We start from the raw sequence: 21,953 nt of genomic DNA, 5'->3' as shown, positions 1-21,953 counted from the left end.
ACATTATACTCGTCACTAAGTTTATTTACATTGACTTTTACATTTACTGTATCCTTTGAACCATCTTTATACGTTACTTCTACTACTCCGTCTTTCTCACCTGGTGTGTTTGTATCCGGCGTTGTCTTCCAAGCGTAACTTGTTCCTTCTGGTAAGTTCGTTTTATCTACACTTGTTGCTGCATCTGGAGTTGCTCCATAACTTACTGTTTGTTTTTCTGAATTTGGAGCTGCATCATATTTTGTAGTCATTGATTTCACAGTGATTGTTACTTGCGTACTTGTTTTGTTTCCTGCGTTATCTGTTACCGTTATTGTTACATTGTGTGCCTGTACATCTGTTCCTTCTGGTAAGCTTGGTACTTGCGTTACTCCAGTTTTAAACTTAATTGTCTTAGTAGCTTCATCATATGCCAAGAAATCTGGTAGATTTGTCACAGTCGTTGACTTAACTCCACTTCCTCCTGCGTTATCCTCGCTTGTTACGGCTATATTTGGATCTTGTCCTTCTACTGCGATTAAGTCCCAATTTTGTCCGTTTGTTGGTGCTTGAATTGTTGGTTTTGTTACGTCTTTAACTTTCAATGGAATTGTTACGTCTTTTGTTGTTCCGTCTTTGAATGTTACTGTCGCTTCGATATTTGTTTCACCGTATGCAGCTGTGCTTACTTGTGCTTTTGCTTCTACTTTTGCAATCTTATCAGTTCCAGTCACGTTTCCTACTTTTGATGTAGCCGTTACTTTTGCTTTTAAGTCATCGTTTGTTACTGGTATGTTTTGATTTACTTCGATTAATGAGCCAGTTACTTCATATTCTGAACTTAGTTCTTTCACAGTTACTTTTACATTTACTGTATCTTTTGAACCATCTTTATACGTTACTTCTACTACTCCGTCTTTCTCACCTGGTGTGTTTGTATTTGGCGTTGTCTTCCAAGCGTAACTTGTTCCTTCTGGTAAGCCTGAAGTATTCACACTTGTTGCTGCATCTGGAGTTTCTCCGTAACTTACTGTTTGTTTTTCTGAGTTTGGAATTGCATCGTATTTTGTAGTCATTGATTTCACAGTGATTGTAACATTTGTTGTTGTTTCATTCCCTGCGTTATCTACTACTGTTATCGTTACATTATAAGGCTCTACATCTGTTCCTTCTGATAAACTAGGTACTGATGTTATTCCTGCTTTGAACTGAATCGTCTTAGTTGCCTCATTATATTCTAAGAAATCTGGTAAGCCTGTTACTGTTGTAGATTTAACTCCACTTCCTCCAGCGTTATCCTCACTCGTTACAGAAATATTTGGATTTTCTCCTTCTACTGCGATTAAGTCCCAATTTTGTCCGTTTGTTGGTGCTTGGATTGTTGGTTTTGTTACGTCTTTTACCTTCAATTGAATCGTAACATCTTGTTCTGAACCATCAATATATGTTACTTTTGCTTGTATAGTTTGATCACCATATGCCACTGTATTAATTGGTGATTTTGACTCTACTTTTGCGATTTTCGCATTACCATTTTCACCTTGTGCATTAGTCGCATTAACTGCTCCTTTTAACATATCAGATGTTACTTCTTCATTTTGATTTACTTCGATTTGTGTTCCAGTCGCTGTAAATTCTTCGCTTACTTTTCTTACAGTTACATTTACTGTAATTACATCTTTCGATCCATCTGGATATGTAATTTCCACTTCTCCAGTTGTTGAACCTGGTGTATTAACTACCGGCGGTGTTTTCCATGTCACCGTTGTTCCATCTGGTAACCCTTGTTTATTTACACTATCTTCTGGATTTGGTATTTGTCCATAGTTTACCGTTTGATTTTCTGGTTGTGGATTTGTCTTCGTACTTATTGAAGATACTACAATTTTTGCAGTTCTTTCGCTTACATTTCCTGCAATATCTTCCACACGAATATTCAAATTAAATTCTTTACTTGGAGTATTTTCTGATAGTTTTTCTACTTCTTGTTTCCCAGCTTTAAATTTAATTGAATTAGTTGCACTATCATACTCTAAGTAATCAGGTAAACCTGTTACACTAATCGATTTGATTCCACTACCATTCGCATTATCTTCTGCCCTTACTTCCATATTTGGTAAAGTTTTATCTAATGCCGTCATTTCCCAGTTTGTATTTTCTATTGGAGCTTGAATAGTAGGTGGAGTCACATCTTTGACTTTTAATGGAATTGTTACCGTATCTGTTGTATCATCAAGATACGTTACAGTTGCATTAATTGTTTTATCACCAAATTCTGTAGTACTAATTTCATTTACAGGTGTTACAGACTTCACCTTACTAGCACCATTGTTACTAATTGTCACTGCTGCTTTTAGTTCATCATTTGATACTGATTCATTTTGATTTTTGACTATTTTAGTAGCTGTTGGTTCATATTCATCACTCAACTTACGAACTTTTACAGTCACATTTACTTCATCTATAGAATCATCCGGATAAGTAACTGTCACTACACCTGTTTTATCTCCAGGTTTACTAGTATCTGGTGTTGATTTCCATGTATATTGTATACCAGCTGGTAATTCCGCTGTATTTATACTTGTTTTCGGATTAGGTATTTCTCTATGACTAACTTCTTGAATAGTTTCATTGGCTTGAGGACTATATTTTTCAGCCATAGATATTTGTCTTATTTGAAATGTTCTTTCACTACTATTTCCAGCATTATCTTCCACGCGTAATGTTACAGTTTTTGTAGTACGATTAATTCCAGATAATTTTGGGACCTCTCTAACTCCATCTTGGAAAACAATACTATTTGTTTCTTTGTCAAATTTCAAGAAACTTGGTAAATTGATTGGAACGATACTTTTTACTCCACTTCCTCCAGAATTATCAGAAGTTTCAACTCTAATTGGAGGTAATGTTTTATCTAACGATGTTATTTCCCATAGTTGTCCTTCTGTTGGTGTTTGTATTGTCGGAGCTATGACGTCTTTTACTTCCAGCGGAATCGTTACAGAGTCTGTCGTATCATCAAGGTATGTTACAGTCGCATTTATAGTTTGTGTTCCTGCATTTGTAGTACTGATATTTCCAACAGGAGTAACAGATTTCACTTTACTATTACCATTGTTATTGATTATTACAGCTGCTTTCAAATCATCATTTGTTACAGTAGCATTTTGATTTTTGACTATTTTAGTACCTGTTGGTTCATATTCGTCACTTAGTTTGCGCACATCCACAGTTACATCAACCAAATCTGTAGACCCATCTGGATACGTAACAATTACTACTCCAGCCTTTTGTCCAGGACCAGTAGTTGTGTTAGGAATAGTTCTCCAAGTGTATGTTGTCCCTGTAGGTAATCCATTTTTATTAATACTAGTTTCTGCGTTCGGTGTTTGACCATAACTTACAGTTTGTTTTTGTGGGTTAGCTGTTGCACTGTATTTAGTCGTCATCGATTTAACGGTAATTGTTACTTGTCTTCGACTAGAATTATTCGAATTATCCGTTACTTGGATATTAACATTATACGTTTTACTATCTTGTCCATCAGGTAGTTTCGTTACCTCTTGAACACCATTTTTAAACTTAATTGTCTTAGTTGCATTGTCATAAACTAAGAAATCTGGTAATCCAGTTACTGTTGTTGATTTAATTCCAGTTCCACCAGTATTATCTTCAGATGTTAATTTTATTGATGGTAATGTTCTGTCTAATGCGATTAAATCCCAATTTTGTCTGTCTGTTGGTGTTTGAATCGTCGGTGCTGTAATATCTTTTACTTCCAGTGGAATCGTTACAGGATCTGTCGTACCATCAAGATAAGTTACAGTCGCATTTATAGTTTGTGTACCTGCATTTGTCGTACTTATATTTCCGAGAGAAGTAACAGATTTCACTTTACTGTTACCATTGTTATTGATTGTTACCGCAGCTTTCAAATCATTATTTGATACTGAATCATTCTGATTTTTAACTATTTTAGTACCTGTTGGCTCATGTTCATCACTTAACTTACGCACCTTTACAGTTACATTTACAATATCTGTTGAGCCATCTGGATAAGTAACCTTCACAACTCCATCTTTATTCCCCGGAGTATTTGTATCAGGTTTTCGTTCCCATTTATACTGAGTATTAGCCGGTAAACCTGTTGTACTTATACTTGTACCTGGATCAGGTGTTTGAGCATGGCTTACTTCTTGTATTTTAGGATTAGCAACTGCTGTGTATTTTTGCGTTTGAGATTGAATATTAAAGATAATATTTTTAGTCGCAGTATTCCCTTTTCTATCCACTGCTTTAACAGTTACTTGAATACTAGATTTACCATTTTGGAAATTATTCGGTATAACTCCATTAATCTCTATTTTCGATGTTTTTGGATTATAAAATAACGGATTTGGCAGATTTTCAACCGTTATAGGGTTTCCATCTTTAAGCCCTACTCCTTTATTATTATCCTGTGCAGAAATATTTATCTCACTTGGCAATCCTTCTAATCTTGTTAATAATACTGAATCTGGTGCTGTGATAGTTGGATTAATATTGTCCACTATTTCTACCGGGATTCTTACAGTTTTCATCAAATGATTACCACGAAGAATTTCAATTTCTTTATATTGTACACCTGCTGCAGAAGTATCTACAGTCGATGAACCACCTTTCCAACGAACAGTAAATTCACTTGGAAGTGCTGAATTATCCGAAACAGTAATATAATTTCTTGCATCTCCTAGTTGACCAGATTGATTCTGGTTAATTTTCTTATCTTATTTTCCTATAAAGTCTAAAACTGTATAAGGAGTTGTTATATCTTTTGTTACTCCATTTTCATAAGTTGTTGTTACTACAACGTTTCTTGTTCCAACTTGTTGCAAATTAAATGGTGTTTTATAAGTTACTTGAGCTGTCGATGGTACTTCATTTCCAGTTTTAGAACGTACTAATTGTCTTGGATTTGTATATAGCTCTTTATTGTCACCAAAATAAGCTGTTAAACTTAAATGTTTTGCCTCCACATCATTTGTCGCATTTGTTTGAATAGTTTTAGGATTAAATCCATCTTTAAAGTGGATTGTCATTGTTGTCCCATCCGCTGAAACTTCGGCATGGTCGAAGTCACTTTTATGGCCTGAAGGTTTCATAACATCGGGATGTTCTGTTTTAAATTTTTCAATTAAAGCTGTTTTTTCATTTTCAGTTAAATGACGAACATCGTCTACATATGTCTGTGATAAATCCTTTACTGTATTACGCTCACTTTGCGGTTTAATAATAAAGGTAAATGTATAAGGTTTTAACTGATTTGGGGCTACCCTTGTATTAGATGCAATATGAACTTCATATCTACCAGGTTGAACTATTGCACCTTCTCCTACAACCCCTCTAATAGCAGCATTAGTTATAGGATTATTTATTTCAGTTCTTCCCTGCTCTATTTCACGTCCTTTTGCCTTCCCTGCCTGCTTGTCCCAATAGGCAACTTGCATTTTTAAACCTTTAATCGGAGAATTACCCGTAAAACCAACAGTTACTATATAATACGGTGTTACATCTTCTACTACTTTTCCACGAACAAATGTAGTGAACTTTCTCTCATTTCCTACTCTTTCACCTTTTATTTCAATTAAACTCCAAATTTCATCTGAATTGTAGTAAACAGCTGTACTTCCATTTTCTATAAGATTACCATTTCTTCTGTTTTCTTTATGGGTGTAGACTACTCCTCTAAACCGACTCTCTCCATTTTTATCAATAACTTTCCCATTTCGTGGGTCGCGTCTTCCTGAATTAGCACGAGTAACCCTATTAGCTACTCTATTTCGAAGATAAATTGCTTCATTTAATAGTTTTTGAATACTTTCTTCGCTATTATTATCAGTAGTTGGAAGTTTCTCAATAGTGTTAACTAGTTCTTTTTCTGAATCACTAAATTCATAGTTTATTTCACTAGCTAAGCTATTAATTTCTTTCACGATATTAGTTGCTTTAGTTATTTTTTCATTATGTCTTCTAGCAACATCTTCTGTATTATTTACTTGTTGTTTTTCTTTAGTATCTTTCTCAGAACTTGATTTATCATCTTTTTCTTTAATTTCTGATTTCTTATCTTCCCTAGGTTTATCTTCTAATTTTTCAAAAACTTCATTAAGAGCTTTTACTTCTTTATCAATTTCTTCTTGAGTTATTTCTTTATTATCTAGTGCTTTTTCTGCACGTGACAAAACAAGATTAAGCTCTTTTACAGATTTTTCAGTTTTTCCACTGATGTCTGCTTTCTTAATCTTATCAACTAAATTCTTTAGCTCTTCCTTATTAGCTTGCTTTTTCGGGATAATTTCCTCTTTGCTTTCGCTTAAAGTATTTTTTTCTAATGTTGTGTTGTTTAAACTTTTCGTTTGTTTCTCATTGTTTAATCCCGAAGTGCTAACTGCCGTATTTTTGTTACTTATATTATCTTGCTTAACAGATAATTCTGAGCTTTTAATCTCACTTGCATATGTCACTTGCGGGCCATTAACACTTACTCCCCCAACAACAAAGAATAACGAACAACCAAAAAGTATGTGTTTTCCTTTTTTGACCATTCGCCAATTTTTTTGTTGTAGCCCTTGTCGATTAAATAACATCTCTTTTCTCCTTCATTTTATTCTTATATTTACGATATTATTAATATACATTATATTATATCTCTAATCCTTTAGATATTCAATACTTTCATATATAGAATACGTTATTGTCATTAAATTGAAACATTTAAAAGCATAATCTATTTTCAAGTATTTATTGAATTAACCATATATATTTTAAACAAAATAACAAATAAATACAATTCTTAAATAAAGAAATATAACAATAAATATTCAACGCATTAAAAATATTTTTTTCAAGATGTATTATCAAAATAATCACCTCTCACCCTCTCTTCTATAGTTATAATGCAACTTTATATATTTAACAACACAAAAAGACTTAATTTTGCATTTAACAAAACTAAGTCTTTATAATATCAGTTATTAAATTAATTTACAGCATTCGCTGATGTTCCAGTAGAAATTACATCTACAGCTGCTTCTAGACCACCATCTACAAGGTTCTGAATTGCAGTTTCTGTATAAAACGCTGTATGTGGTGTATAAATTACATCATCGCGATCAATTAGAGTTTGTAATAACTCATCATCGAATTCTTTTCCTTCAAAGTTTTTAGGAACATATTTGCTTTCATTTTCATATACATCTAATCCTGCTCCAAGAAGTTTTCCACTATCTAAACCACGTAACACAGCCTTAGTATCAACTAACATACCACGAGCAGCATTTAATAAAATCGAGTTATCTTTCATTTTAGAGATAAACTCATCATTTACCATGTGGTTGTATTCTTTAATAGCTGGCATATGAATAGTTATTACATCAGAATTTGCAATTAAATCATCCAAATTATCAACATAAGTTAAAACTTCTTTCGCCGCTTCATTTTGATAAACATCATATCCTAAAACCTTAGATCCTAAACCATTAAATAATCTAGCAGCTTGAGTCCCGATTCTTCCAGTACCGATAACTCCTACTGTTAAAGTTCTAAGTTCACGAGATAAAATCCCTGGATTCCAAGAGAAATTATGTTTTTCTAAATTACGTTGGATTTTGTTAGTGTTTCTACTAATTCTAAGTGCTGTTGTAAGTACATGCTCAGCAATTGCATTAGGTGAATATGATGGTACGTTTGTCATTTTAATACCATATTTATTCATTAACTCTAAATCATAAATATCAAATCCTGCAGAACGAGTCGCAAAGACTTTAATTCCTTGTTCATGAGCATATTCATATACATCACTCTCAAAAGGTTTGTTTTGCGCTAAAACTACACCTTGCTTCCCTTCTAATAAGTGTTTATTAGCAGATGAAAGTTCTTCTGTATAAACGTCAATTTCAACTTCAGGATGAGCATTTCTCCAACTTTCTAAAGCACTCTTTTCATCTTCTCTTAAATTAAAAAATACTAATTTCATATCTTTTCCTCCTGTGTACAAGACTATTATTATTCAATATCTAAAATAAATATTTTATTGAATATATATAATTAATTTTACCATAAAAAACTGTATCCTAAAATACTTTTGTCTTATTTTTCAATTATTTCTTTAATAATTTCAAACAATTCATAATTTTTTTGAACTTCTTTATATATTTCAGTACCTGGCGGATATTCTTTATTATAACGATTTATCCAAATCGATTCCCATCCTGCATTATTTGCTCCAACTATATCATTTTCTAAAGAATCACCAATGTAATATAAAGATCCAACTCCTAGTTGTAACTTTTCCTGCATGACTTCAAAAATTCTTTTATCAGGCTTGTTTATTCCTAAATCACCTGAAACAATAATATTTTCTCTAGGAATCCATTTTTCAACACCTAAAGCATCTACTTTCGCCCATTGATGCTCACTAGGACCATTAGTTATTACTCCTAACTTCACATTATTCTTTTTAGCTAGTTCTAAAATACTTATCGTTGTATCAGACATTTTTAGTTTTTGTTGATTTTTCTTATATTCCTTTTGCATACTAAGAGCCTGTTCATCTGTTAGGTATACACCTAAATCTTTTGCCGCTTCTTGGATTCGATAAATATGATACTCATCCATAGTCATCTCACCATTTCTAGAAGCTTCAAATTTCACATCGCTATAATATCTACTTAAAAGATAAAATTTCTCCATATCTATATCTATATCGAACAAACTCCTAAACGCATTTTCAAATGGAACTATCTGTTCATATAGAGTATCATCAACATCAAAAACAAGACCAATCATTTTATTCTCCTTATATTAAAATCAACTCAATATCATTATAACTCCACTGCTAAGCTCAATAACTTAGTATTTTTAGTTATTCATTGAGTTGATTTTAAACATTATTTTATTAACTTTTCTATTTTATTCTTAGCTTCTTCTAGGGTCTCACTACTCTCTAGTTTTTCTAAAACTAACTTTAGAAGAGTTTCTTTATACTCCATAAACTGTTTATCTGTCATTTCTTCTACATTATTTATGTTATCCATACTAATCTCCAATTCAAAACATATTTTATTCTTATTAATTATTATATCATATCAACAATTTTATTATCACCAAATTTATTTTTCCAATCAATTCCAAAATCTAAAACAGACTTATCTGTATAAGGATGCCAAACGCTTGTTTCTATTAATTCAGGAGATATAGTTGCCGCTTCAGCTCCTTGAAGCAAGACTTCTTGAATCTGTTTTATATTTTTAAAACTTGCAGCCAAAATCTCTGTAGGATAATCTATTAATAAATCACTTATTACAGAAATTGTTTCTGTTGCGTCTTGCCCGACATTTTCCATTCTATTTACATACGGCGCTACATAACTTGCTCCATTCATAGCTGCTGCCAATGCTTGCATAGGACTTAGAATTGCTGTAGCAGTGACCTTAATCCCTTCTCTTGAACAAATTTTAATAGCTTCTAAACCAGCCTTTGTTACAGGAATTTTTATATAAAATGTTTCTCCAAAAAACTTTCGTAGTACTCTTGCTTCACTTAATATTCCTTCAACTTCACTTTCTGTTGTTTGTATATGAATTTCATATTTGCCATAAGTAAATTCCTTTAATTCTTTTAAAATATTTTTAATATCCCCTTCTACTTTTGATAATATTGTTGGATTAGTCGTTATCCCTGTTATCTCTCTATATTTTGATATTTCTTTAATTTTTTCTACATCTGCACTATCTATTAAAATTTTCATTATTTTTCTCCTCTAAAACACTTATAACCTCTCCTAGATTCCCAACAATTCTATAAGTTCTTCCTTTACACTCTTCATCTGGACTAAACATATCAGGAACCATAATAACTTTAGCTCCTGCAGAACTCCCCGCTATTACTCCAGATTTTGAATCTTCTAAAACTAAACAGTTTTCTGGTTTAACTCCTAGACGTTCTGCAGCCAATAAGAATACATCTGGTGCTGGCTTACCATTTTCAACCTCAGCTCCACTAGCAAACTCATCTATATATTTCTTCAATTCTGTTTTTTCCATATTGTTAATTATATGATCCATATTTGATGAAGAAGCTACGGCAACTTTATAATTACTTTCTTTCAAATATTTTAATAACTCTTCGATATATGGCATTTTCCTTGGCCCTGTAGTAAATAAAATATTTTCTATATATTTATAATGATCATCTACTAGTTGTTTTCCACTAACATCAGAATTTTTGAAATAATTCTCCCAAAACTCATAAATACTTTTCGTAGTAAATCCCAATACCAAAAGTGTTTCTTCTTTTGTCATATCATATCCTTGCTTTTTGGCACTATGAATAAATGCTTCAGTTGCTAAGCTTTCCGTATCAACCATTAGTCCATCCATATCAAATAACACAGCTTTTATATCCATTTAACCAACCTCACTTTTTGTTCTTTACAATCATTATAATAGAAATAATAAAAAATCACAAACTACAAAAAATAGGGGAATCTCCCCTATTTCATCTATTAACCTCTTGTTTTTCCACCTGCTACATTATACGTAACACCATGAACATAACTTGCTCTATCACTTGCTATATATGCAACTAAATCCGCAACTTCTGATAATTTCCCATCTCTTCCTAGTGGGGTAGTTTTTGTACTTGTATACCCCGCACGAATTTGTTCTACTGTTACACCACGAGTATAAGCTAAGGCTTCTTCGTAAGCTAATGTTCTAAGTCCTGTAGCTTCCAATATACCAGGAGCTACACCTACTACTCTAACTCCTAATTTACCTAGTTCTTTTGCCCAAGAACGTGTAAGTGAGTTTACAGCATTTTTACTTGCTGCATAAATACTTTGTCCTTCTGATCCTTCTAATCCAGATTCTGAAGACATATTTACTATTACACCACTACCTTTAGCAACTAGTATACGCCCAACTTCTTGAGAGAAAATGAATAAACCTTTTACATTAATATCCATAATCTTATCATATACTTCATCACTAAACTCATATTTTCCTTCAGGGGCATTTTTATCCACTAATAAACGAGGAATATTAATTCCTGCATTATTTACGAGAATATCAATTGTTCCAAATTTTTCTACAGTTTTAGCCACAACTTCTTTAACATTACTTCTATTAGTAACATCACATTTTACATATAGCAATTTATCGTTATCAGATTCTTTTTCTGTAAGGTCACTTACTACAACATTACATCCTTGATTTAAGAACTCATCAACTACCGCCGCACCAATTCCTGATGCTCCACCTGTTACTACTACTGTTTTTCCTTCTAAATTTAACCAACTCATGATTTTTTCTCCTTACATTATTTTTTTATTGTAATTTTTGTATTTATATCAATCTTAGGACAACTTTTGTTTTCTACCACAATTGCACCAGGAAGCAAACTATCTAAATCTCCTGAAAAATGAACTGTTAAGTGCCCTAAATCTACTAAATTTTTCTCTGCTACATCACCAACACCAAGAATTTCAAATTCTTCTTCATCTACCATTAACGTTTGACCAACTTCTATAGTTTCATTAGTAGGTACTACATCAACTCCATAGCAATAATCTTTTAACATATCGGGTGCATTATCTCCAAAAAGGATAAACATACCATCCCCAAATTCACCTACAAGACTACCTTTACTTTTTACTGTATTTTCATAAATTATCATACTCATTCTTCCTTTATTAATCTTTTATTTCATTTTTTACGGTCGACTTTGTCGTTTATGTAGGAAGCGATAACCGCTTCCTATTAAATATATATAATTAGTACATTCCAAAGCTTGCTAACCAAGCTACGATAACCCTTGGTACCCCAATAATAAATCTTGAGTAAAGTACTGACACTACCCCCACTTCTACTGTTTCTGGTTCAGCTTCTGCAAGACCTAAACCAACTGGGATAAAGTCACAAGCACATTGTGTGTTGATTGCGAATAATGCAGGTAATGCTAATTGTGGAGGAATAGTTCCTTTTCCGATTTCAACCCCAATTAATGTACCGATAATTTGTGCAATTACTGCACCAGGACCAAGTAACGCAGATAATAATGGGATAGAACATACAAATCCTAAAGCTACTAATCCAAAAATATTTCCTGCTAGAGGAGTTAATAATTTAGCAAACCAGTTACCAAATCCAGATCCTTGGATAACCCCTATTAACATCGCAACAAATGCCATGAATGGTAAAATTGTTGTAATCATTGATTGAACTGCATCTCTTGCAGCTTGGTATAATGTATGAACTACTTTACCAGCACCCATACCGATTTTTTGAATAACAGATGATTTAGCATTTTCTGCTAAACTTTGTGAAACTTTTTTATCTGCACTATATTTAAATTCACGTTTTGGTTCTTCTTGAGTTTTCTCAACTACTACTTCTTCGCTACCTTCAGCTGAAGAGATTTGATCTAATCCTACAGCTGAAACATAAATATCTTCTTTAATAAATTTAGCAAGTGGTCCACTTGGTCCAACAGGCATAATGTTAACTGTTGGAATTCTTTTTTGTGGATAAATACCACAACGTAATGTTCCACCACAGTCAATAATTGCTAAGAAAATTTCTTCGTCTGGTACTGATGTTTTAAATCCATTAACCGCAGTAGCACCTGTTAATTTTACGATTTTTTCTACGATTTCAGGTTCAGCTCCACCACCTGTGATATATAAAATTTTATCTTTTCCTGGTTTTGGAGTTACTACTAAAGGTCCACCGAAACCACCACTACCTTTTTCTATTTTAATTGTTCCGTATGTCATAATTATTTCTCCTAATCCTACGCTTTTAATTCATTACTTAATTCAATTTTTTGTTGTTTCATAACTATTTTTGTTGTGAAATCTGTAACCCATCCAGCAAAGAAGTTCATTACTAACCCTACAAGAAGGTATCTAATTGCTAATGGTGTAACGTCTAATCCTAATTGAGTAATTCCATTTGCAATACCTAAGTAGATGAAAATTTCACCAACGTTAATGTGTGGAAATATCCCACTGTTTGTATGACAGTGATATGATGCAGATGCATAATAACTAGGTTTCATACGTTCTGGTAAAAATTTACCCATTGATAATGCCATAGGGTTTGCTAACATAAATGCAGAAACGAATGGTAAAATTCCGTAAGCTAAAATTACATTTTTAGAACACACTTTAGCAAATTTTTCTACTCTGTGTGGTCCAATAAAAGCAACTAATGCATTCATAAATACAAGAAGTAACAGTACTTTAGGTACGATTCCTCCAACCCAACTTACGAATACTTTTGCACCTTCGTCAAATAAACCTGTAAAGCCTGATGCTAATTTAACAATATAATCCATATTGTCCTCCTTATAATATTTAATTTAATTTTAATTTTTTTGCTAATTTCCCAAATGGACTTGGCTCCATTTCAACCTGTCCACCAGCAGAAATTGTTTTATAATTAACAACTCCGTCAAGCACTGCACTAGTTAGAGATGCTGATAGTTTTATCGCTTTACAATCTTCTCTATTTATAGTCCCTACTTTAAGACCATTGAAATATTCAAATTTTTTAAATCTAGCAAGTACTGTTACTCCTTGCATAGCTTCTCCAGTGATAACCTTATCATTATCGTCTATAGCTAGCATAACAATTGCTCCCGCACGTGCAGCACCTTTTTTTCTTCCTATTACTACTCTACCTATTCGTCTAAGTTTACTATAGCTTCGTTTGAAACTATTTAACTGAACATAAGTTAGAGCATACTGTAAAATAAACGCCAAAATAAAGAGTATTCCTAAAACTATTAAATTCATATGTCCTCCTAATTGCTATCTATATAAATTAGTATTTTTTATAAAGTAATTTACTAATAAGTCATAATTATCTATTTTAGATATGTCTGTAATTAATTTTTCGTTCTTAATAATAGAGATTAATTCATCATAGGTTTTAGCTAAAATCAACCCATTGTTTTCTCCTTCAGGTACACACGCCATAAAAATCAATTTCAAGTCTTTATTATCTTTAAATCCATTTTCACTTACCCCTAGAGCAATTATTAAATCATCTCCCAGTTTATTTATCGTATGTGGAAATGCTACATTTTCCTCAAAAATCATAGACGATTTTTTTTCTCTTTCTCTGATTCTTTCTAAAAAACTTTTATCAACTAATTCTTGATTTATCAAATCAGCTATCATAATAGCAATGTTTTCAGAGTATGTTTTCCCATTATCACACTTGAAAAATGTATTTTCTCTCATAGAACTAAGTAGAACCGATTCCATTCCACGAATACTAGGAGAATTCATTTTATTTATATATTGTAAAAAATTAATTTCTTTTTTCAAGTATGTTTTATCTAAAATTTCATTTTGATAAATAACTGGTGTTTCTGTATCAAACTTTATATTTTCAGTAGAAATTATAATATTATACTTACTATAATCAACCTTTTCAAAAGTGGTGTATGCCGATACTTGTGAGTTTACTATTAAACTTTCTATCTCATTTATCATAAGTTTGTTATATGCGGGACCAGAATTAGTTATCAATAATATATTTAGATTTTCTGTTTGAAGTTTTATTTTATTCAATAAAGTTTCAAAATAAACTGCTAGATAACTAATTTCATCCTCTGAAACTGAATAACCGTACTTTTTATTAATTACTCTGCTAGCAGTTTTAGCGATTTTATATGATACAGGATACTGTTCTTTAATCTTTTCTTTCATATTATTGCTATATCTAACTCCATACCTCAATCTTTCCATTAAAAAGTATATATGATAAATAAATTCTTCAATAATATCTGATGTATCAAATTCAAGTCCATACTCATAAACAACTACTTCTAGAATTTCTTGAACAAGTTTCTTGTACTCATCTGTATATTTTAGTTTTTCTCTTATTTTATTTATTTTTGTAGGAACTCTCATTGTAGCAAAGCAAATTGCCAGAAATTTTATTTCATCAACAGATAAGCTTATATTATATTTAGTTTTTATGTAATCACTTATCTCTTTAATAAAAGGTTGTGCATAATTACTTAATAATTCTTTGTACTGATTTTCACCAAATTCTAGATAAAATCCATTAGCGAATCTATCTAACGATAATGTTAGATATCGGAAAAATTCTCCTTTTGCCTGCTTATCTATTTTGTATTGTTCAAATACTTTATCAAAAAACGTATTATCTTCTTTATCGAAAATATCCTCTTTATATACATAGTTATAGATATTTTCCAAAATAAAAATTCGAATATCTTTTTCTAATCCAACTACTTTTATACCTATGTTTGGTTTTCCCTTTATAACAAGATTATAGCTGTTTATTATTTCATTCAGTTTTTTCAGATCTGTATTTAAAGTAGTTCTACTAACTATCATTTCAAAAGCTAAGTCATCTATCAAAGTACTCTCACTAGACGAAACTAATCTTTTGAAAATATAGACTAACCTTACTTTACTAGAATCAAAATTTATATTTGCTTCATAAATAGACCTTTTTCTTTTCAAATATTCTTCTAACTTTGTAATATAAAGATTATAGTTTGAATTTTTATTCTCTATATATGCACAATCTTCAAATAATTCATTTAAAGATTTTATCTCATTACTAATAGTTTTTGAACTTACCTTCAATACATCCAATATATATTGATCTTGAACTGAAAAACTAGACTCTAAGATGTTCAGTAACCTCAAACTTCTATTATCATAATTAAAAATCTCCATTTGCTTCACCACCTATTTTTATTATACTAATATCATTTAAAATAATTAATACAGTTATTTTCTTTAAAAAAGAAAAACGCTTTAATCCTCTAGAAAATAGGGACTAACTCAAAAATCATGATTTCGAAGAAATCGATTTTGTCGAGCCACTTTTCAAAGTTTAATTATCAAAAAAACATCCCTAAAATCTAGGGATGCTCCTTTCATTACAAACTCTCTATAATATTTTTAACTATATTTTCTATAGTTAAGCCATTTTCTTTCATTAATTCTTCTACATTATATCTATCATAGAATTTTTTACTTATTCCGTAGTTTTGCACTTTCAATTCTGTATTCCCTAAATAACTTGCTACAGTTTGACCGTATCCACCTTCTACTATACCATCTTCAACCGTTACAACCAATTTATGATTTTCTTTTAAAGAGTTTAGTAATTCTTTATCCAAACCAGTTAAAAATCTTGGATTTACTAATGTTGCCTCTATATTATGTTCTAATTTCAATTGTTCAGAAACTTCCTCTGCTAAGTTATAAAAATTACCTGCTCCAAATATTGCAACCTGTTCTCCAAATTTTTCTACTTTATTTTTATTTAAAATAGAATAATCTGTTTTATCTTCTTTCCCAGTTTCTACAACACTCCCCACAGGAACACGTATAGCAACTGGATGTTCATTTTGGTTAATTGCCCATTCTAACATCGCTAAGTGCTCTTCTTTATTAACAGGAGCTAAGTATACGAAGTTTGGTATGTGCGATATAAATGGAATATCAAAAAATCCCAAGTGACTTTCATCATTCATTGAATTTATAGAAGCACTGTATACTAATACTACCCCTGCTTGATTGTTTAATGCCATATCATGAGAAAGTTGGTCATATGTTCTCTGTAAAAATGTTGATAATACAGCCCACACTGCTTTTGCTCCATTTTTCGCTAGTCCCGTTGTCATCGTTACCGCTTGTTCTTCAGCAATACCGACATCTATAAATTGACTACCCAATTCCTCTCTTAACTTTCTATTAAATACTATCCCTGGCGTCCCTGCATTGATAACGACAGCTAGTGGATCTTCTTTTAATTTCTTAGTTAAATACTCAGAAGTAATCCCATTATACGTTGAAATAACAGCACCTTTTTTAATATACTCCCCTGTCTCTAAGCTAAACGGCCCTCCTGCATGGAATTTTTCATGATTTCGTTCTGCAGGTTCAAAACCTTTCCCTTTTTCTGTATAAATATGTAATACTACTGGATGATCTATATCTTTTACTTCTTTAAACAGTGAAATTAGCTCCTCTAAGTTATTACCATTTTCTAAATAATGATAGTCATATCCTAAGGCTTTAAAAATATTGTTTGTCGCCTGCCCCTTAGTTTCACGTAAACTTTCTAATGCAGTATATATACCACCTTTAGGATTTTTAGCAATCGACTGATCATTATCATTTATAATAATTATTGCATTAGTTCCAAGTGTAGCTATTGTATTCAATCCTTCATAAGCCATTCCACCAGATAGCGCGCCATCTCCAATAATCGCTACAACATTGCTTTTTTCATTCTTTAAATCTCTAGCATGTAAAATCCCACTTGCTAACGATAATGAGGTTGAGGTATGTCCAATAGTAAAAAGATCATGCTCACTTTCTTTTGGGTTCGTATATCCAGAAACATCATCATAATGTTTAGGATCTATAAATGCTTTTTGGCGTCCTGTTAGCATTTTATGAATATAAGTTTGATGCGATACATCAAAAATTATCTTATCCACAGGTGAATCAAATACATGATGTAAGGCAACTGTCATCTCTACCATTCCTAAATTTGGTCCACTGTGACCTCCGTGAGAACTAATTTTTTCTAATAATACCGTTCTTGTTTCATCAGCAAGAGTATGTAATTCTTCTATTGTTAATTTTTTAAGATCCTGGGGTCCTGAAATATTTTCTAAAATCATATTTATCCCTCCTATTTCTATCTATTTGTATTAATATCATTATAACATAAATTAATCTAGCTTAAGTATTCATTTTTATTATAGGTTTAGTAGTATTTTTTATCATTCTTTGATAGTTGTTAAATATCTCCATCAACAAATATAAATATAATTAGAGATAAAGCATGTAACTTTCTAAATTAATTTCAATACTATTAAAACCTTAACATGTTATTTTATTCAACTTTTGATACATTATCTATATATAAAAGTGAATTTTTTATTTCACTTTTTATTTGAAAAAATTTTATTTTTAGTGTATTATATAAAAACGTAGTAAAGCTACAATAATTTTGAATATAAAATAAAACATGAGGTTAAAATTTATGAAAACAGCTTTTGTGTGCGATTCAGCATTACAAATTAATAAAAATTTTGCGAATAACAATCCAATTACAGTTATCCCAGTAGAGGTTCGTCTTGACGATGAAATTTTTGAGGATAACGTAACTATTACTCCTGATGAATTTTATGAGAGGATACATAACGGACAAAAACCTAGTACAAGCCAACCAGCTGTAGGTAAAATACTAAGTGTCTATGAAGAATTAAAGCAACAAGGTGTTGAGCGTATCGTCGCTTTCAGCGTTTCCTCTAAATTATCAGGAACATACTCTTCTTTTGTACAAGCTAAAGAACTTATTGATGGAATTGATATTAAAATAATAGATACTCTTCAAATAGCAAGAATGGTAGGAATAGCAATCGAGAAGATTATCAAAGAATTCGAAGAAGGAAGTTTAACATTTGAAAATATAGAAAAAAGATATGCAGAACTTTCACAGCAACACAATGTTCTAGTAACAGTAGAAACTATGCAATATTTATACGCAGGTGGGAGACTTACGAAAGCTCAGTTCGTTTTGTCAAACCTACTAAATATTCTTCCTATTATAACTATTAAAGATGGTCTACTTTCAGTAAGTGGAAAACATAGAGGAATGAATAAAGTTCTTTCAAAAATGTGTGAAGAAATAAAAGAAAAAAATCCAAAGAGCTTATTTGTTCTTTATACAAATGATGAATTATTAGAAAAAGCATTATCTTCGATTAAAAAAACTTTCGGAGAAATCGAAGTAGAAACAGAAATCGTATCACCTGTAATTGGATCTCACGCAGGACCTAAAGCAATAGCAATCGGATATTTAGAATACGATAAATAATAAAAATACAGATACACTCCTTTACATAAAAAAGCACCTTAGAATTAGATTAAAACTAATCCTAAGGTGTTTCTTTATTAGGAATGACTCCAAATCACGATGTCAAAAAAATCAAATTTGTCGAATCAATCCCACTTTTTGCTAATCTATTTTATAATTTGTACCTTCTAACGCAGCTTGGAGATCTTCTTTTGATACTTCTCCTTCAACTACGACAGTTTTTTCTTGAATATTAACTTCTATATTATCAACATTATCTAATTTTGATAATTTTTCTTTAACTGCAGCGACACAACCACCACATTTTACACCTTCGATACTATATTCATTTTTCATGATTAATCCTTCTTTCTTTTTATTAATTTAATTTTACTCTTTTTAATCTTAAAGCATTTAATACTACAGATATAGAACTAAAGCTCATTGCAGCTCCTGCCAACATCGGATTTAACAACGGTCCTCCGAATATATAGAATACTCCCATCGCAAAAGGAATACCTATAACATTATAGAAGAATGCCCAAAATAGATTTTCTTTAATATTTGTTATAGTTTTTTTACTTAAAACTATAGCATTAACAACAGAATTTAAGTCAGGTTTCATCAACACTATATCTGCCGCATCGATTGCTACATCCGTTCCTGTTCCTACCGCTATTCCGACTTCTGCTTGTACTAGTGCTGGTGCATCATTAATACCATCACCGACCATTGCTACCTTTTTACCTTGAGCTTGGAGTTTTTTGATTTCATTCGCTTTATCTTCTGGTAGAACTTCACTCACTACTTTATCTATTGATAATTGATTTGCAATTACCTCAGCAGTTTTTTTATTGTCACCAGTCAACATAACTACCTCTAACCCTAAGCTATGTAATTTTTCAACAGTTTTTAAACTACTTGCTTTTATTTGATCGGCAACAGCTATGATTCCAGCTAGTTCAGAGTCTACAGCTATGAATAATGGTGTTTTTCCTTCTGAAGCAAATTTCTCTGCTTTTTCAACTGAATCTTTTATAGAAATATTATTTTCCACCATTAATTTCTTATTACCGATAAGTACTGACTTTCCATCAACTTTTGATGAAATACCTAATCCTGTTAACGAACTAAAATCTTTAACTTCTACTAGTTCCAAATTTCTATTTTTAGCTTCATCTACTATAGCTAGACCTAACGGGTGTTCTGAAAGATATTCTACACTCGCTGCAAGTTGCAATAGAACTTCTTCAGATAAATTATTAAATGTTACTATATTAGTTACTGAAATTTTACCTTCTGTCAATGTTCCAGTTTTATCAAAAACAACAGTATCAACTTCTTTAGCTAACTGCAAAGCTTCTGAACTTTTTATTAAAATACCGTGTTCAGCTCCCTTACCTGTACCTACCATTATAGCTGTCGGTGTAGCTAAACCTAAGGCACAAGGACAAGCAATAACAAGCACTGCGATAATAATTTTTAGAGAAAAACTCCAAGATGCATCTCCAACAAAGTACCATAAAATTCCAGCTATTAGTGCTAAAACAATAACAATAGGAACAAATACTCCTGAAATTTTATCTGCAAGTTTTGCAATCGGAGCTTTAGAATTTTGAGCATCTTCAACAAGTTTAATAATTTGTGATAAAGTAGTATCTTTTCCAACTTTGGTAACTTTCATTTTGAAAACACCTGTTTTATTGATACTTGCTCCTACTACTTTACTATTAATATCTTTTTCTACAGGGATACTTTCCCCTGTTAACATTGATTCATCTATAGTCGAACGACCTTCAATCACGACTCCATCAAGAGGTACTTTTTCACCAGGACGAACAAGTAGTATATCACCTGTAGATATTTCATCTACGGCTACTACATGTTCTTCACCATCTTTTATTAAATTAGCCGTTTTTGGTACCAATCCGACCAACTTACTAATAGCATTTGTAGTACGACTTTTCGATACTCCTTCAAAGTATTTACCTAGTGTAATCAATGTTAAGATTACCGCTGCAGATTCATAATACAAATTCATAGCTGCATGTTCATCACCTAAATATACCAATACGGTTGAATAAACACTATATAAGGATGCTGCCCCTGCTCCTAACGCTACTAAAGAATCCATATTAGGTTTTCTTCTAAGAATAGCTCTAATTCCTACACTAAAGAATTTTCTACCAAAATACAAAACAGGTAACACCAGAATAAACTGTACAGTTGAAAATAACTTTGGATTTCCCATTGGACTTAAACTTTCCAACATAGGTAATCCTACCATCTCAGCCATCGCTATATACAACACAGGCACTGTAAATATAGCTGAATAAATAAATCTTTTCCAAATACCATCTATTTCTTGTTGTTTTTTCTCAGCTTGGTCATCTACCGAATTATCTATTTCTAATCTTGCTTTATAGCCCGCTTCTTCTACTTTTCTCTCAATCTCAGCTACACTTAATTTTTCTTTATCGAATTTTACTACCATCTTCTCAGTAGCGAAATTTACAATGGCTTTTTCTGTTCCATCTAAAGATGAAATCGTATCTTCTATATTTTTCGCGCACGTTGCACAACTCATTCCTTCTAATATAAATGTTCGCTCTTCAATACTAGAAACATAAGTAAGCTTATACCCCAATTTTTCTACAATATTTTCTACTTCCGTTCTATCTATTCCCTCTCCTCTAGTAAGCGTAAGTTTACTCGTTGCAAGGTTTACATTGACATCCGATAAATTATCAACTTGTTTTAAACTATCTTCAATATGCGCCGCACAAGAAGCACAACTCATCCCTTCAATTAAATATGTTTCATTTTTTACCATATATTAATCACACCTATCTTTTAAATATTTTTACTTGTCTACATTTGTAGTCCTTGTTATAAATTAAGTATACTCCCATCTAAAATTATTGTCAACAATATTTTAAATAATCAATAACAGCTATCATTATGATATAGGGAGTGACTCAAAAGTCGTGATTTCGTAGAAATCGATTTTGTCGAGTCACCTCCGCACAGTTTATTAGATATCTAAAAAGCTTTTATAAAGCGCAT

General features: G+C 31.7%; 17 protein-coding genes. 1 reads left to right on the top strand and 16 read right to left on the bottom strand.

Annotated elements, in window-relative coordinates:
- From PNO30_RS08490 to PNO30_RS08425, 14 genes are all read right to left on the bottom strand, one after another.
- Nucleotides 1-4,559: Rib/alpha-like domain-containing protein (locus PNO30_RS08490; protein WP_271988056.1), on the bottom strand; the 4,559-nt coding region annotated here is incomplete at its 3' end.
- A gap of 186 nt (nt 4,560-4,745) precedes the next feature.
- Nucleotides 4,746-6,605, bottom strand: coding sequence for a hypothetical protein (locus tag PNO30_RS08485; protein WP_271988054.1), 1,860 nt, complete (start codon nt 6,603-6,605; stop codon nt 4,746-4,748).
- Between the two features lie 392 nt (nt 6,606-6,997).
- A complete protein-coding gene (locus tag PNO30_RS08480; RefSeq protein WP_271988051.1) occupies nt 6,998-7,993 on the bottom strand; it encodes a D-2-hydroxyacid dehydrogenase in 996 nt (331 codons plus the stop codon).
- 113 nt (nt 7,994-8,106) lie between these two features.
- The gene (locus PNO30_RS08475) at nt 8,107-8,805 is read right to left on the bottom strand and encodes an HAD family hydrolase (protein ID WP_271988048.1); all 699 of its coding nucleotides are present in this window, start codon (nt 8,803-8,805) and stop codon (nt 8,107-8,109) included.
- A 101-nt stretch (nt 8,806-8,906) separates the two neighbouring features.
- Complete coding sequence (locus PNO30_RS08470) at nt 8,907-9,053, bottom strand: hypothetical protein (RefSeq protein WP_271988045.1); 147 nt, start codon at nt 9,051-9,053, stop codon at nt 8,907-8,909.
- 41 nt (nt 9,054-9,094) lie between these two features.
- On the bottom strand, nt 9,095-9,766 hold the full coding sequence (locus PNO30_RS08465) for a transaldolase family protein (protein WP_271988044.1): 672 nt from the start codon (nt 9,764-9,766) through the stop codon (nt 9,095-9,097).
- Nucleotides 9,747-10,424 (bottom strand): HAD family hydrolase, encoded by a 678-nt coding sequence (locus PNO30_RS08460; RefSeq protein ID WP_271988042.1) that lies wholly within the window; start codon nt 10,422-10,424, stop codon nt 9,747-9,749. Before PNO30_RS08460 ends, PNO30_RS08465 begins: the two co-directional genes overlap by 20 nt.
- A gap of 98 nt (nt 10,425-10,522) precedes the next feature.
- Nucleotides 10,523-11,320, bottom strand: a complete 798-nt coding sequence (locus PNO30_RS08455; RefSeq protein ID WP_271988041.1) for an SDR family oxidoreductase — start codon at nt 11,318-11,320, stop codon at nt 10,523-10,525.
- A gap of 17 nt (nt 11,321-11,337) precedes the next feature.
- Nucleotides 11,338-11,694, bottom strand: coding sequence for a PTS glucitol/sorbitol transporter subunit IIA (locus tag PNO30_RS08450; RefSeq protein ID WP_048802809.1), 357 nt, complete (start codon nt 11,692-11,694; stop codon nt 11,338-11,340).
- Between the two features lie 97 nt (nt 11,695-11,791).
- Entirely contained in the window at nt 11,792-12,793 is a 1,002-nt protein-coding gene (srlE, locus tag PNO30_RS08445; RefSeq protein WP_271966081.1) for a PTS glucitol/sorbitol transporter subunit IIB, read from the bottom strand.
- Between the two features lie 17 nt (nt 12,794-12,810).
- Nucleotides 12,811-13,356: a PTS glucitol/sorbitol transporter subunit IIC gene (srlA, locus tag PNO30_RS08440; protein ID WP_006364082.1), complete on the bottom strand. Its 546-nt coding sequence runs from the start codon at nt 13,354-13,356 to the stop codon at nt 12,811-12,813.
- A gap of 19 nt (nt 13,357-13,375) precedes the next feature.
- Nucleotides 13,376-13,816 (bottom strand): transcriptional regulator GutM, encoded by a 441-nt coding sequence (locus PNO30_RS08435; RefSeq protein WP_031553997.1) that lies wholly within the window; start codon nt 13,814-13,816, stop codon nt 13,376-13,378.
- Between the two features lie 15 nt (nt 13,817-13,831).
- Nucleotides 13,832-15,742, bottom strand: coding sequence for a BglG family transcription antiterminator (locus PNO30_RS08430; RefSeq protein WP_271988039.1), 1,911 nt, complete (start codon nt 15,740-15,742; stop codon nt 13,832-13,834).
- A 206-nt stretch (nt 15,743-15,948) separates the two neighbouring features.
- A complete protein-coding gene (locus PNO30_RS08425; protein ID WP_271988037.1) occupies nt 15,949-17,706 on the bottom strand; it encodes a 1-deoxy-D-xylulose-5-phosphate synthase in 1,758 nt (585 codons plus the stop codon).
- A 365-nt stretch (nt 17,707-18,071) separates the two neighbouring features.
- Here PNO30_RS08425 and PNO30_RS08420 point away from each other — a divergent pair, with 365 nt between their 5' ends.
- A complete protein-coding gene (locus tag PNO30_RS08420) occupies nt 18,072-18,908 on the top strand; it encodes a DegV family protein (RefSeq protein WP_271966075.1) in 837 nt (278 codons plus the stop codon).
- Between the two features lie 141 nt (nt 18,909-19,049).
- Here the strand turns inward: PNO30_RS08420 and PNO30_RS08415 are convergent, their stop codons facing one another.
- On the bottom strand, nt 19,050-19,244 hold the full coding sequence (locus PNO30_RS08415) for a heavy-metal-associated domain-containing protein (protein ID WP_271966073.1): 195 nt from the start codon (nt 19,242-19,244) through the stop codon (nt 19,050-19,052).
- Nucleotides 19,245-19,266: 22 nt separating this feature from the next.
- The gene (locus PNO30_RS08410; protein WP_271988035.1) at nt 19,267-21,720 is read right to left on the bottom strand and encodes a heavy metal translocating P-type ATPase; all 2,454 of its coding nucleotides are present in this window, start codon (nt 21,718-21,720) and stop codon (nt 19,267-19,269) included.
- Nucleotides 21,721-21,953: the final 233 nt, after the last annotated feature.

The organism is Gemella haemolysans (assembly GCF_028308085.1).
Taxonomy (GTDB): domain Bacteria; phylum Bacillota; class Bacilli; order Staphylococcales; family Gemellaceae; genus Gemella; species Gemella haemolysans_D.
The sequence above is the reverse complement of the archived record's forward strand: the minus strand, read 5'-3'. Positions and strand labels throughout refer to the sequence as shown.

What these genes read in the sequence shown, in the direction of transcription:
- PNO30_RS08485 (WP_271988054.1), bottom strand. Translation starts at nt 6,605, where the DNA reads ATGTTATTTAATCGACAAGGGCTACAACAAAAAAATTGGCGAATGGTC.
- PNO30_RS08480 (WP_271988051.1), bottom strand. Translation starts at nt 7,993, where the DNA reads ATGAAATTAGTATTTTTTAATTTAAGAGAAGATGAAAAGAGTGCTTTA.
- PNO30_RS08475 (WP_271988048.1), bottom strand. Translation starts at nt 8,805, where the DNA reads ATGATTGGTCTTGTTTTTGATGTTGATGATACTCTATATGAACAGATA.
- PNO30_RS08470 (WP_271988045.1), bottom strand. Translation starts at nt 9,053, where the DNA reads ATGGATAACATAAATAATGTAGAAGAAATGACAGATAAACAGTTTATG.
- PNO30_RS08465 (WP_271988044.1), bottom strand. Translation starts at nt 9,766, where the DNA reads ATGAAAATTTTAATAGATAGTGCAGATGTAGAAAAAATTAAAGAAATA.
- PNO30_RS08460 (WP_271988042.1), bottom strand. Translation starts at nt 10,424, where the DNA reads ATGGATATAAAAGCTGTGTTATTTGATATGGATGGACTAATGGTTGAT.
- PNO30_RS08455 (WP_271988041.1), bottom strand. Translation starts at nt 11,320, where the DNA reads ATGAGTTGGTTAAATTTAGAAGGAAAAACAGTAGTAGTAACAGGTGGA.
- PNO30_RS08450 (WP_048802809.1), bottom strand. Translation starts at nt 11,694, where the DNA reads ATGATAATTTATGAAAATACAGTAAAAAGTAAAGGTAGTCTTGTAGGT.
- srlE (WP_271966081.1), bottom strand. Translation starts at nt 12,793, where the DNA reads ATGACATACGGAACAATTAAAATAGAAAAAGGTAGTGGTGGTTTCGGT.
- srlA (WP_006364082.1), bottom strand. Translation starts at nt 13,356, where the DNA reads ATGGATTATATTGTTAAATTAGCATCAGGCTTTACAGGTTTATTTGAC.
- PNO30_RS08435 (WP_031553997.1), bottom strand. Translation starts at nt 13,816, where the DNA reads ATGAATTTAATAGTTTTAGGAATACTCTTTATTTTGGCGTTTATTTTA.
- PNO30_RS08430 (WP_271988039.1), bottom strand. Translation starts at nt 15,742, where the DNA reads ATGGAGATTTTTAATTATGATAATAGAAGTTTGAGGTTACTGAACATC.
- PNO30_RS08425 (WP_271988037.1), bottom strand. Translation starts at nt 17,706, where the DNA reads ATGATTTTAGAAAATATTTCAGGACCCCAGGATCTTAAAAAATTAACA.
- PNO30_RS08420 (WP_271966075.1), top strand. Translation starts at nt 18,072, where the DNA reads ATGAAAACAGCTTTTGTGTGCGATTCAGCATTACAAATTAATAAAAAT.
- PNO30_RS08415 (WP_271966073.1), bottom strand. Translation starts at nt 19,244, where the DNA reads ATGAAAAATGAATATAGTATCGAAGGTGTAAAATGTGGTGGTTGTGTC.
- PNO30_RS08410 (WP_271988035.1), bottom strand. Translation starts at nt 21,720, where the DNA reads ATGGTAAAAAATGAAACATATTTAATTGAAGGGATGAGTTGTGCTTCT.